This is a genomic window from Kosakonia sp. H7A, assembly GCF_003028445.1.
In the GTDB taxonomy this organism is placed as follows: Bacteria; Pseudomonadota; Gammaproteobacteria; order Enterobacterales; family Enterobacteriaceae; genus Kosakonia; species Kosakonia radicincitans.
Genome location: NZ_PYTZ01000002.1, coordinates 1,013,329 through 1,026,239, shown reverse-complemented (window position 1 = coordinate 1,026,239; position 12,911 = coordinate 1,013,329). Strand labels below are relative to the sequence as shown.

The following is a 12,911-nucleotide window of genomic DNA, read 5'->3' as shown; positions in this document are numbered from 1 at the left end:
AATCAGGCAGCCGCAGCAGGCAACATTGATGGCAACCCTCTGGCCTTCGTACCGCGCACCATGCCGCTGGCAGACGATATCAATAAAGTGATGCGGCTTCTTGAGCAGCAGGCGCATCCGGACGGCAAGATCCTGCTTGAGCGCGATAAACCCCAGCGTCGGGCAGAAAGAGAGGGAACTTTTGCGCAGATTTTTCAGGCCATGAACCCGGACACTTAACCCCTTTCCGGCAATTTTTCGCTGACTGAACTTTTTTTTCACCTGGCGGGAATAAACCTCCCGCCTGTTCGTCTTATCTGCTCATTGTTAGCAGGATGAGCGAAAAATGACCCAAACTCCCTTTACTCCACGCCAGTTAATCACGCGCCTTGCCGTCATTGCACTGGTTCCGTTGCTGTTGATCGTACTCTTTTTGTGGGGTGGCGGCTGGCTGTCGCCTCAGCGGCTAACCTCCGACAAGCTGGTCGGCGTATTGCAACAAGCCGGTGGCGAACATCCGGGGTTTCGCCGCAATCATGCCAAAGGTATTTGTGTGATCGGGCGTTTTATCTCTAATGGCAACGCCAGCGCACTTTCACGGGCGTCGGTATTTGCGCCGGGAGAAACACCGGTAACCGGGCGTTTTGCTATTGCTGGCGGAAATCCCTCCGCGCCGGATTACGCCGTGCCGGTTCGTAGCCTGGCGCTGGCTTTTCAACTGACAAACGGTGAACAGTGGCGCACCGGAATGAATGCCATGCCTTTTTTCCCGGTATCGACGGTAGAACAGTTTTATGAGCTACAAGTCGCTTCGCTGCCGGATCCGGCAACCGGTAAACCAAACCCGGAAAAATTCAAAGCATTTGTACAGAAAAACCCCGAGATTATGCCGTTTCTGGCGTGGGCAAAACAGAACGTCCCCTCCTCAAGCTGGGCAAGCGATCGCTTTAACAGCCTGAATGCCTTCCGCTTTATCGACAAATCCGGCGCGTCGCATCTGGTGCGCTGGAGCGTGGTGCCGCACACCGCTTATCAGCCGATCGGCGCCGCGCAGAAAAACGATAACGATTTCCTGCAAAAGGATATCCAGCAGCGGCTGGCGCAAGGGCCATTACAGTGGGATCTGCTGATCACCGTAGCCGGGAAAGGCGATGATGGCAGCCGCGCATCGCAAGTCTGGCCCGCCGATCGCCAGACCATCAATGCCGGGACACTGGAGCTAAGCCAGGCCATTGCCCAGCAACAAGGCCCGTGCAATGACATCAATTATGATCCGCTGATCCTGCCCGATGGCATCGCCGCCTCTGACGATCCGTTACTGAATGCACGTTCGGCGGCCTACGCCAAATCGTACAACGCGCGTACCCGTGAACAAGCCGCACAGACAGGAGCTCACTGATGAAACAGGTTGCTTATTTCCACCCGGCGCTGCGCGTCCTGCACTGGCTGATGGCGGCGGCGATCATCGCCATGCTGTTTATTGGCGTGCTGATGGTCTCGACCATTTCGTCACTGCACAGTTTGCTGGTGTCGATTCATAAACCGCTGGGTATGATGATTCTTGTCCTAGTGGTCGTGCGTTTGTGGCTGCGGTTTTATACTGCCACGCCAGCGTTACCGGCTTCACTGCCCGCCTGGCAGCGCGCGATGGCGCACCTCTCTCACTGGGCGCTCTATGCGATGATGCTGGCGCAACCGCTGATCGGCTGGGCAATGCTGTCAGCGGCAGGCTACCCTGTATCATTAGGTTCAGGCTTCGTTTTACCGCCCATTCTGCCGGTAAATAATGACTGGTATGCGATCCTGCGCCCGCTACATTCTTTGGTCGCGTTGGCGCTATTTGTTACGGTGATGCTGCATCTGGCCGCCGCCTTATTACACGCGTTAATACTGCGTGACGGGGTATTTGAAAGTATGTCCGGAACCCGCAAGCGATAAAGGCTATTTATGCAACTGACCGATGAAGAAATTCGTCAGGTGATGCCACATTTGCAACGTTTTGCCCTGTGGCTGACCCGCAACCCGCACAGCGCGGAGGATCTGGTGCAAAGCTGCCTGACGAAAGCATTGACGCGCAGGCTGGATAACACCGGGGCGGAAAGCCTGCGCGCATGGCTGTTTGCTATTCTCTACCGGCAATTTATTGACGGCGAGCGGCGACGCAAACGCTATATGAAGCTGCTCAGCTTTTTTACCGGCGAGGAAGCACTTAGCGACTCGTCGGAGTCGCTGGCGATTGCCGACGATACGCTGGCGCTGTTTGCCACGTTGCCCACCGAGTATCGCGTCATTTTGCTGCTGGTGAGCGTTGAGGGGCTGAGCTATAAAGAGGTGGCCGCCACGCTGGATATCCCGACCGGCACCGTAATGTCCCGCCTTTCGCGGGCGCGCAAAATGTTGCATGAGAAATTAGAAGGTAAGGTAACACCGTTACCGCTGAGGAGACTGAAATGACGCTGCCACCTGATGAACACGATCTGCATGCCTGGATGGATGGCGAAACCGATGACGCGACCTCAAAGCGGATTGAACACTATCTGGCGCAAAACCCGGTGGCCGCTGCACAAGTCGCGGGATGGCGGCGCGACGCGCAGCAGTTGCGCCAGGCGATGCAACAGCAACACGTACAACTGGAAAGCCCCGAACCGCACTATTTTCGTCGCCAGGTGCGGCAGCAACGCCAGTGGAAACTGGCGACGGCATTCGCGCTGGTGCTGGCGCTGAGCGTCGGCGGTTTCACCGGCTGGCAGATGAAAGAGTCGCAAATGTTGATGACGCATCAGCCGATGGAAGATGCGGTACAAGCTTATAAGCTGTTTGACAATACCTCCGTCACACCAATGGATGTGGTTGCCACGCAGCAAACGGAGCTAACCCGCTGGGTGTCGCGCTATTTCATTAACGGCCATCAGCCGCCGAACCTGGAGCAGTACGGCTTTACGCTGGTTGGTGGACGATTGATTGCCACCGCACAAGGGCCAGCCGCGCTGATTATGTATCAGGGGCCGAGCGGCACGCGGGTTGGCTGGTACATTCGTCCGCTCAGCCCGGTGAAATTACCGCACGGTGAACGTCAGGCAGACGATGTCATGGCGCAATACTGGAGCGATGAACACTATAACTACGCGCTGGTGACACCGATGAATTCCGCCGCCGTCAACGGACTGCGTAAAGCGGTTTCGCAGGCGACCAGCTAGCGAGGTGAAGTAGCAAGAGAGCGGCGCAACACGCGCCGCTATTTACGCGCTACAATTTTTGCCCAGATGTTCTGGTCGTCATAGTGGCCGTTGAGAAACTCCGCCTGTTTCAGACAGCCTTCCAGTGTAAAACCATTCCGTTTCGCCACCTGATTACTGGCGTGATTCGCCACCCGGCATTTGATAACAAAGCGCCGCACATCGCCCCGGCGAGCATAAAACGCCATCAGTGCCTGCAGCGCCTGCGACAAAATCCCCTGCCCCTGAACTGCTTTATCCAGCCAGTAACCGATATAGGCCGTCTTGTTGAGCGGTTCGATGGCGTTAAATGCCAGCACGCCAGTGACAACTTCATCAACGACGATCATAAACATCTTCGCGTAGCCACGCTGATGCAGCAGCATATTGCTCTGTAGTGTTTTACGGGTATCTTCCACCGTGCGCACATACTGCGGCCAGTCGAGGAACTGCTGCAAATCGTCGCGATTTTTCACGATCAACTGGTGTAATTGATGCACAAATCGCTCATCAGCGGCCTGCAGCGTAATACGGTCGTTAACGGGAATGGTGGTATCTGAGTGGTGTTCCGTTGCCATTACGCCTCCGGAAAACTTTCGCCCCCAAACGGGGGCGAAGGAAGATTAACGCATCACGCGGTCGTCAACGTAGTTACGCTTGTCCGCCGCGGGCGGGAAATATTGATACAGCCAGGTTTCACTGATGGCATCGCCCTGACAGCGCAGGAACATGCGCATCTCCACCGGATCGGTGGAATCATTGGTCGGATACCAGTCGAAGAGAATGCGGTAACCGTCGAACGGTTCCACATACAGGATTTCTACCTGTTTCGCTTCGCCGCTGGAGAGCGTGATCACCGGCTCAATGCCTTTCGGCGCGGCCGCTTTCAGATCGCCGCCGACGAAATCAATAGCAAAGCGACGCGCCCATTTCTCCGGATAATGTTCGCCCGGCGCCCAGCCTTCCGGGAAGCCGCCCATCCCGGTACGGGTCGCGTAGACACGTGCCAGCGGTGAACGGACCGGCGGCATTGCACTCCAGTACAGACGATACTGGAAAGCAAACTCATCACCCGCTTTCACCGGTTTTTCCGGTTGCCAGAAGCACACAATGTTATCCAGCGTTTCGCCGGTAGTCGGGATCTCCATCAGGCTCACCGCCCCTTTGCCCCAGCGATTGCGCGGCTCGACCCACAAACTTGGGCGTTTGTTATACCAGCCCATCACATCCTGATAGTGGGAGAAATCGCGATCCAACTGCAACAGGCCAAAGCCTTTCGGGTTTTCATCCTGGAAAGCGTTGAATTGCAGTTTTTGTGGGTTATTCAGCGGGCGGCAGATCCACTCACCGTTGCCGCGCCACATTGCCAGACGGTCAGAGTCATGAATTTGCGGATGAATAGTGTCGCATACGCGACGCTCATTGTTGCCGCAGCTGAACATACTGGTCATCGGCGCGATGCCGAGCTGTTTGATGTCTTTGCGCGCATACAGACGGTTATCCACATCCATGATCACCTGGCTCTCTTCGCAGTGGATCACGAATTTGTAAGCCCCGGTGATGCTCGCGCTGTCCAGCAGCGCATAGACGGTAAACGTGGTATCAGACGGTTTCGCGGTTTCGAACCAGAAGGCGGTAAAGTCCGGGAACTCTTCCGGCTGATCGGTAAAGGTGTCAATGGCCACGCCGCGCGCGGAAAGGCCGTACTGGAAGGTGCTGTCCACCGCGCGGAAATAGCTCGCGCCGAGGAACGAGACGATATCGCGGCGCGCCAGTTCCGGCGCTTTAAAGGCACGGAAACCGGCAAATCCGAGGTCGCTCTGGCCTTCCAGTTGTTTGGTATCCACGCCCGCATCGTGATAGTTGAACAGCTCCGGGCGGAAGTGAATTTCACGCGCCTGATGCGTTTCCTGATCCAGCGAGAACATGCGCACGCGGCGGCGGAAACCCATGCCGACGTGGAAGAACTGCACATCCAGTTGACGCCCTTCGACGTTATTCCACAGCGAATGCTGCGCATCATACTGGATGCTGTTGTAAGCCTGCGGCGTCAGGTTTGCCAGCGTATTCGGCAATGCTTTCGGCGCACCGCCCCACGGCTGTTCCGACAGATCGTGCGCCATTGATTGCAGCACAGAGAAGTCAAAACGTCGGCTCTGCCCATCGGCAATATCCGTCTCCGCCGCAAACGCCGCGCGGGAGAAAAGAGATGCAACACCGGTGGTGCCGTAAGTGGCTGCAAGGGCCATGGATGCCTGAATAAATCGTCTGCGGTTCATGCCTGGTAACACGTCCTTCTGGTCGTAGAATGGCATTTCGCAATTGTGCGAAATAGCGACAAAAGCATTTCTTTATTGAACGCACACTCTAGACAAAATTCATTGAGAATCCAATTGTTGGCAGTTGAGAATTTACTCAAAACCGAAAATATTTCCTGTCGATGAGATCAGGCTGAAAATAATATGAAGTGAGGTATAACGCTGGAATTACACAGAAAGAAAAAAGCCCCTGCCGGACATCAGGCGGCAGGGGCCAGAGTAGTGAATCGTTATTGTGCGCTTACGCTAACATCAATACCGGGGAAGTACTTTTCCGCCAGACTTTTGATGGTGCCGTCAGCGCGGACTTTATCAATGGCGGCATCAAGCTGTTTTTTTGTCGCATCGTCACCTTTGCGCAGCCCAAAACCGATGCCGCTACCGAGGATCGTATCGTCCGATACCGGTTTGCCAATAAAGCCAAACCCTTTCCCTTGCGGCTTGCTGAGGAAACCTGCCTGCCCCGCCGCCGACATCACCAGTGAGGCGTCGATACGGCCGTTCAGCAAATCTCCCCACGCCATGTTCTGATCTTTATACGACACCACCGTGACACCGTGCTTTTCCCAGTGCTCTTTGGCGTAGGTTTCCTGAATAGAACCCTGCAACACGCCGATGGTTTTCCCTTTCAGCCCTTCCGCAGTGGCTTCCATCCCGTCGCCGCTTTTACCGACCAGTTGTGAAGGAATACGGTAGATTGGCTGTGTGAAATCGATGCTTTTACGCCGTTGTTCGGTGATGTTCATCGCCGAGTTAATGGCATCAAATTTTTTCGCCGTCAGCCCTGGGATCAGCGCATCAAACGAGGTTTCCACCCAGCTGCATTTCAGTTGTGCGGCTTTACAGATGGCGTTGCCCAACTCGATATCAAACCCTTCCAGCTCGCCTGCGGCATTGCGGCTTTCGAACGGCGGATATTCCGCCTCAACGCCATAGCGCAGTTCCGTTGCCGCGAATGAAGAGAGTGAGCAGAGCAAACCCATACCCAGACAGAGTGCTTTTAGTTTCATTATTAACGCTCCTTAGCGTGGCTTAACACGACACAGGGCCTGCGCGCCTGCTCTTAATGTGGCCTCATCTTTGGCAAAAGAGAGGCGAATGAGTTTGTTATCTGTCCCGTCTGTATAAAACGCCGACAGCGGTATGGTCGCAACACCGTACTCAGTAATCAGGCGTTTGACCATCTCGCTGTCGCTCTCATCGCTGAACGCACTGTAATCCGCTAACAGGAAGAAAGAACCCGCGCTGGGTAACAGGCGGAACGGCGAATCAACCAGCAGCGTTTGCAGCAGATCGCGCTTGCGCTGATAAAACGACGACAGCATCAGCCAGCCTTGCGGATCGCGCATCTGCTCGGCAAACGCGTACTGCATCGGGGTATCGGCAGAGAACATCAAAAATTGATGTACCTTGCAGATTTCATCCATCAATTCAGCGGGAGCAACGCAGTAGCCGACGCGCCAGCCGGTAACATGATAGGTCTTCCCGAAGGAAGAGACGATCACGCTGCGCTCCGCCAGCTGCGGGTGCGTCGCCATGCCGTGATGCGGTTCACCGTCAAATACGACGTGCTCGTACACCTCATCCGAGAGGATCACAATATCCGTATTGCGGGTTAAGGCGGCCAGTTGATCGAGGTCAGCGCGGGAGAAGACCTGCCCGCTGGGGTTGTGCGGCGTGTTAACGATGATCATCCGCGTACGCGGCGTAATCGCTGCCCGCACTTCATCCCAGTTAACGGCGAAATCCGGCACCGTCAGCTTAATGGCAATCGGTGTGGCACCCTGCAAACGTACAATCGGCGCATAGCTGTCAAACGACGGTTCAAAGTAGATCACTTCATCGCCAGGATGCACCAGCCCGCTAATCGCGGAGTACAAACCCTGGCTGGCGCTGGCGGTGATCAGCACTTCGCTATCGACGTCGTAATGCGTGCGGTAGAGATCGGTAATTTTCTGCGCAATACGCTCTTTCAGCGAACGCAGCCCGGTCATCGGTGCGTACTGGTTGTGATTCTCCTGCATGGCGCGGGTAACACCGGCAACCAGTTGCGGATCGCAGGGGAAATTGGGCGCGCCCTGAGAGAGGTTAATCGCGTTGTGCTCGGCGGAAAGCTGGCCAATCACGGTAAAAATGGTGGTGCCGACATCAGGTAATTTGGAACGGGTTCTCACCGGCGTGCGCAAAGTCATTGTTCATCCTTTCGCTAAAAAGTGCATAAGCATTCAAACCAAAAGCACGCTGTCGCGACAATCGAATTGTTGTCATAATAGCCATGATAAAAACGCATAGCTGGAGTTGCCATGTCACACCGAACCCTGCCGCTGAATGCCATTGACGCCTTTCTGGTCACCGCCCGTCATCTCAATTTGACGCACGCTGCGCGCGAGTTATGCCTGACGCAGGGTGCGGTCAGCCGCAAGATCGCCGCGCTGGAAAGCTGGTTTGGTTTTCCGTTGTTTGAGCGCCACGCGCGCGGGCTGCGCTTATCCCCGCAGGGCAGCGCCCTGCTGCCGGAACTGCGCAGCGCGTTTGAACACTTGTTGATTGTTGCCGACCAGGCGCGCGCGCAGCAGACGGTGGTGCGACTGAAAGCGCCAACCTGCGCCATTCGCTGGCTGGTGCCGAAGCTGTTGCACATTGAGCAGCGCTACCCGGAGTTGCAGATTTCGCTCACCACCACCACCGATCACACCATCAATTTCAAAACAGAACCTTATGACGCAGCAATTGTGTTCGGCACGCATTTAAGCGCCGGGGATTTGCTGTTTGAAGAGGCGCTGACGCCGGTACTGAACAGCGCGCTGGCCGCAAAAATGCCGCTGGAGAAAGCAACGCTACTGCATCCGACGCGGGATAAAACCGACTGGTCGCTGTGGCTGGCCAGGCAGCAGGATTTCCAGCCGGCTATGAGGAAAAATCAACACTTCGACACCATGGATCTGGCGATTACCGCCGCTATCCAGGGGCTGGGGATGGCCATTGCCGACGAGACAGTCGTGGCTGAAGATATCCGCGCCGGGCGGCTTCAGCGGCCGTTTGCGCTGAGTATCAAGACCGGCGCCAGCTACCGGCTGGTCCTGCGCCAGTCGGCCAATAAAGCCGATGGGCTGGCGGCGTTTCGTGAGGGCTTGCTGGCGGCTAATCCAGCTTAACGTGGTGGCGCATCACCCGGCGAAAGAAGCTCAGACGCGTGCGCATAAAGCGATTAACCAGGCGAAATCCTGCATGTTTATTCAGTCCGATGCGCAGCAGTCTGTCGCGCCCGCGCACGCAGGCCAGCCAGTTCACCGGGCCGGCAAGCGATTCATAATGACGGCTGGCATGGCGGGCAAACTGCACCCAGTAATCGGCAAGATGCGCGGCAAACGCCAGATCGCGCGGGTTAACGTAGCTGCACGACGGCTCCGAAAGCATAAGATTGTCGAATACGTAGGGCACTTCGTTACCGTGCCACGCGCCGTTGATGTAAGTGTCATGCGCTGCTTCCGCAACATAATCAAACCAGTAGCGCCAGCAGGGTTGCCGCACCCGCTGCTGCGCCTGCATCACCACCAGCCCGAGCGTGGTAAATGCCATATCGCGACACACCTGGCGGCCCAGCTCGGCATCGCCCTTCACACCCGGATAAAGCAATTTAATCAGCCCTAACCCAAGGCGCTGCTCGCGACGCATTTTCTCGATCTGCCCGGCGAGATCGACACCAAACTCCGCCATCACGCTGGCTTCATCGCTGTTCGAGCCAATAATCACCGGCATCGGGTGCTGCCTTGCGGCAAAAAACACATCGAGCATCGGTTCCGGAAGTACCTCGTCGCCGACAATCGGCGCAGGGGCAATTTTCAGCGGTGCAACCAGCGGCCAGAACGCATCGGCCGGGATCGCCCGCAATTGCTCTGCGCTGGCGTTTGTCAGGCCAAAGTGCGCAGCAATCGCTTCGCCTTTTGCCAGTGCCGCTTCCCGCGGCGTATCCGGCAAGGTATAGCTGCTCTGAATAATGCCTTTATGAAACAGCCCTTTTGCCAGTGGAGAAGCCATCAGCGCCATCACGCTGCGCGCCCCGGCAGATTCGCCAAACAGCGTAACGTTTTCCGCATCGCCACCAAACGCGGCAATGTTCTCCTGCACCCAGTGCAAGGCGGCGATTTGATCGAGCAAGCCGAAGTTATATACGCGTTCGCCCTCTTCGGCTTCCAGCGCCGGATGGGCGAAAAAGCCGAGATGGCCGAGCCGGTAATTGAGCGTCACCAGCACCACGCCGCGCGCGGCCAGCGCTTTGCCGTCGTAGGGCGGTAGCCCGCCGGAGCCAATGGTAAACCCGCCGCCGTGCAGCCAGACCATCACCGGCAGCGGTTTTTCGCGTTCGGTGGGCGACCAGACGTTAAGGTAGAGGCAATCTTCAGAGAACTGTCCCGGATCGCCACCGCCAATCTGCTGACAAGACTCGCTGTTTTGCCAACTGGCGGCAGAAAAACGGTCGGCGATGCGCACCCCTTGCCAGGGTTCCACCGGCTGCGGCGCGCGCCAGCGCAGCGGGCCAACGGGCGGCGCGGCAAACGGAATACCGCGCCAGACATCAAAGGCCGCTTCGCGACAGCCCAGCACGCTGCCGTGGCGGGTGTGCGCCAGCGGCGCGGAAGGATTCTCCATAACAACATCATCCGGAAATAACTGATTTCTGGCAGATTACCTGTTTTACAGCAGACCGCAACGTCGTTTGCTGCGCTCGGATGCCTCCTGATAAAGAGTAAATTCGTCGAGTACCGGGCAACCGAGCGCCGCTTCAAACTGCGCTTTGCTGGCGTTGCCGTGGCTGCGCGCCTGGGTTTCATTGCCAAGGTTGGACTGGAAGATCCCCGCTGCGCTGACCGGCAGAAAATCTTCGTAGGTGATGGGCTGCGCCACTACCCAGCCGCGTTCGATCAGCGGTTGCGGATCGTCGCCGGGGCGGATCGCCTGGCGATGCGCTTCGCCGGTAGGCGTCAGCCGGTAGCGGAACCACGCCAGCTCCTGCTTACGCAACAGCATTTCGCTGTCCGGGAAGGCTTTGAACACGTCCTGTAAATGCAACTGGTGCGTGAGATTGTCTTTGCCAGTGCCCGCCTCTGCCAATAACTGATCGTACAGCGCCCGCCCTTTTGGCGTCAGCGCCACGCCGCGCTGCTCGATTTCACCGAAGCGCGCGGTATGCGTTCCCTGATGTTCACCGTTGAACAGCACCGGTTCATCCAGCGCTTTGAAACTGGTCTGACGTAGTAAAATCGGCACATCGCGGCGCGGCGGCCCTTCGATAAGGATCTTCGGCTCGATTCCGTATTTCGGCATCAGCGCCTGCACACGATCGATATCCAGCGTGCGCGGCGTTAAGTGATTGATATGGCAGCCTGGGAAACAGACCACATCGGCAATCAGCCGGTGCTCGTTGTGCAGAGCCTGGTACGTTTGCTCATCAACCGTGGCATGACGATGCCAGCGGAATGTCTCCAGCGCCTCCTGCACAAAAGCGTCGGCCTGCGGCGCGGTAAAACCGCCGTTCAGCTCATGCAGTTCAATCAACTGGCGACAAGCCGGCGTAAAGATATCGCGCTTCGCCAGGATCGCCGCCGCTTTGTTGCGCAACGACTCGTTCTCTATCAACTCCAGCCGCAGCAGCGAAGTAAAAATGCGAAACGGATTGCGCGCCAGCGCGGCGTCATCCACCGGACGAAACGCGGTAGAGTGTACCGGTACGCCCGCCTGCGACAGGTCGTAATAGCTCACCGGGTACATCCCCATAACGGCAAACATCCGCCGCAGCCAGGATAACTCTTCCGCAGTGCCCACCCGGATCGCGCCGTGGCGCTCAACATTAAGCCGTGCCAGCTCATCCGCATTGGCCAGTTGTTCATGTAACCGGGGATTGTGTTCCAGAACGGCGAGGTTCACATCAGCAACCAGCTCCAGCAGCGTGCCGTATTGCGGAACTTCCTGCTGGTACATTGCCGACATGGCCTGTGAAAATTGTTCGCGTATCTCATCGGCCGTGATGTTGTAACCCATTTCATTTTCCTTCCTGTGTGCTCTCTTCTGGAGTGTAGGAAGCACATTCACGCGCGTGATGGGAAATTTACAAAGTGTGATCGTGGCAGGAAACGGATGCCGCTGAAGCGCAAAAAAACATAACGAAAGATTATGGAAACCGCCGGAGAAACCCATACAAAGTTGCAGGTTTCGTCACACTGCGCGGAAAATCTGTTTGTGACTCAAATAGATTAGATGTTAAGAATACTTTGCAATCAAGTTATCAAAAATAAACAACTTTACTTGTCACCGAAGCCGCTTAGTTTTTAACATCATCTTATGGAAAAAAATGGTCTCTTTTCACAGCGCATTCGCCTGCGCCATTTACATACCTTCGTGGCCGTTGCTCAACAAGGAACTCTGGGGAGAGCGGCTGAAACCCTCAATTTAAGTCAGCCTGCGCTGTCGAAAACCCTGAATGAACTGGAACAACTGACCGGCAAGCGTCTGTTCGAACGTGGTCGTCTCGGCGCGCAGTTGACGCATGTCGGCGAGCAGTTTCTGACGCACGCGGTACGGGTGCTGGATGCCGTCAATATTGCCGGGCAGTCGCTGGATCATAAGGCGGAACAGAAAAGCGATCTGATCCGCATTGGCGCCCTGCCGACTGCCGCGCTGGGTATTTTGCCGGCGGTGATTGGCCAGCTCCATAAACAACAACCGGATCTTAAGATCCAGGTCGCTACTGCCCATAATCCGATGCTGCTGGCCGGGCTGAAGTCCGGTGAACTCGATCTGGGCATTGGCCGGATGTCAGACCCGGAGCTGATGAGCGGCCTTAATTACGAACTGCTGTTTCTGGAATCACTGAAACTGGTGGTGCGTCCAAAGCATCCCCTGCTGCAAAGTACCGTGACCTTAAGCCGCGTGCTGGAGTGGCCGGTGGTGGTGCTGCCGGAAGGCACCCCTCCGCGTGATAGCGCAGAAGAACTGCTGGCCAGCCAGAATTGCAAACTGCCCGCTGGCTGTATCGAGACGCTCTCTGCCTCGCTGTCGCGCCAGTTAACCGTCGGTTTTGACTATGTCTGGTTTGTGCCGTCGGGCGCGGTAAAAGATGATTTACGTCTCGGCTCGCTGGTCGCCCTGCCGATTCCGCCGCTGGGAATCGGCGATCCGGTTGGCATTATCACGCGTGTCGATACGCCGCTGCCGCCTGCTGCGCATTCGCTTATCAGCGCAATCCGCAAAATCATGCCGGGTTAACCTCCCGGCACTTCATTCGGTTCTTCTTGTTGCGCAAATGGTAAACATCTCGTTAATTGTGTGATAAAAAGTGGTTGTTGATTAAGGGTTGTTGTTACACGAGCCAGGATAACGCTGTAACAACCCGCATCCGGAA

13 protein-coding genes are annotated in these 12,911 nt (G+C 56.4%); 7 read left to right on the top strand and 6 right to left on the bottom strand.

From position 1 onward, the window contains the following. Window positions 1-60 precede the first annotated feature (60 nt). The 5 genes from CWM66_RS29275 (at window position 61) to CWM66_RS12795 (ending at window position 3,176) form a co-directional block, all read left to right on the top strand. Window positions 61-219, top strand: coding sequence for a hypothetical protein (locus CWM66_RS29275; protein WP_156897418.1), 159 nt, complete (start codon window positions 61-63; stop codon window positions 217-219). A gap of 106 nt (window positions 220-325) precedes the next feature. Next, the gene (locus tag CWM66_RS12810; protein ID WP_090396781.1) at window positions 326-1,378 is read left to right on the top strand and encodes a catalase family peroxidase; all 1,053 of its coding nucleotides are present in this window, start codon (window positions 326-328) and stop codon (window positions 1,376-1,378) included. After that, window positions 1,378-1,917: a cytochrome b gene (locus CWM66_RS12805; protein ID WP_007372023.1), complete on the top strand. Its 540-nt coding sequence runs from the start codon at window positions 1,378-1,380 to the stop codon at window positions 1,915-1,917. Before CWM66_RS12810 ends, CWM66_RS12805 begins: the two co-directional genes overlap by 1 nt. A gap of 9 nt (window positions 1,918-1,926) precedes the next feature. Next, window positions 1,927-2,433, top strand: a complete 507-nt coding sequence (locus CWM66_RS12800) for an RNA polymerase sigma factor (RefSeq protein ID WP_035885596.1) — start codon at window positions 1,927-1,929, stop codon at window positions 2,431-2,433. Further along, window positions 2,430-3,176, top strand: a complete 747-nt coding sequence (locus CWM66_RS12795; RefSeq protein ID WP_007372021.1) for an anti-sigma factor — start codon at window positions 2,430-2,432, stop codon at window positions 3,174-3,176. Before CWM66_RS12800 ends, CWM66_RS12795 begins: the two co-directional genes overlap by 4 nt. Window positions 3,177-3,214: 38 nt before the next feature. Here the strand turns inward: CWM66_RS12795 and rimL are convergent, their stop codons facing one another. The 4 genes from rimL to CWM66_RS12775 form a co-directional block, all read right to left on the bottom strand. Further along, window positions 3,215-3,772: a 50S ribosomal protein L7/L12-serine acetyltransferase gene (rimL, locus tag CWM66_RS12790; RefSeq protein WP_007372020.1), complete on the bottom strand. Its 558-nt coding sequence runs from the start codon at window positions 3,770-3,772 to the stop codon at window positions 3,215-3,217. Window positions 3,773-3,817: 45 nt separating this feature from the next. Beyond that, complete coding sequence (locus CWM66_RS12785; RefSeq protein ID WP_035885595.1) at window positions 3,818-5,473, bottom strand: glucan biosynthesis protein D; 1,656 nt, start codon at window positions 5,471-5,473, stop codon at window positions 3,818-3,820. Window positions 5,474-5,742: 269 nt separating this feature from the next. Continuing rightward, a complete protein-coding gene (locus tag CWM66_RS12780) occupies window positions 5,743-6,522 on the bottom strand; it encodes a transporter substrate-binding domain-containing protein (protein WP_007372018.1) in 780 nt (259 codons plus the stop codon). Window positions 6,523-6,534: 12 nt separating this feature from the next. Further along, window positions 6,535-7,704 carry a pyridoxal phosphate-dependent aminotransferase gene (locus tag CWM66_RS12775; RefSeq protein ID WP_107146727.1) on the bottom strand — a complete coding sequence of 390 codons (1,170 nt, stop codon included), beginning with the start codon at window positions 7,702-7,704 and terminating at the stop codon, window positions 6,535-6,537. 111 nt (window positions 7,705-7,815) lie between these two features. Between CWM66_RS12775 and CWM66_RS12770 the strand changes: the two genes are divergently transcribed. After that, window positions 7,816-8,667: a LysR family transcriptional regulator gene (locus CWM66_RS12770; RefSeq protein ID WP_072438911.1), complete on the top strand. Its 852-nt coding sequence runs from the start codon at window positions 7,816-7,818 to the stop codon at window positions 8,665-8,667. On the opposite strand, the gene CWM66_RS12765 is transcribed toward CWM66_RS12770, so the two are convergent. Next, entirely contained in the window at window positions 8,654-10,162 is a 1,509-nt protein-coding gene (locus CWM66_RS12765) for a carboxylesterase/lipase family protein (RefSeq protein WP_107146726.1), read from the bottom strand. The two genes, CWM66_RS12770 and CWM66_RS12765, sit on opposite strands and share 14 nt — an antisense overlap. A gap of 45 nt (window positions 10,163-10,207) precedes the next feature. Then, window positions 10,208-11,551: a VOC family protein gene (locus CWM66_RS12760; RefSeq protein WP_007372014.1), complete on the bottom strand. Its 1,344-nt coding sequence runs from the start codon at window positions 11,549-11,551 to the stop codon at window positions 10,208-10,210. Between the two features lie 300 nt (window positions 11,552-11,851). Between CWM66_RS12760 and CWM66_RS12755 the strand changes: the two genes are divergently transcribed. Next, a complete protein-coding gene (locus CWM66_RS12755; RefSeq protein WP_007372013.1) occupies window positions 11,852-12,775 on the top strand; it encodes a LysR substrate-binding domain-containing protein in 924 nt (307 codons plus the stop codon). Window positions 12,776-12,911 lie beyond the last annotated feature (136 nt).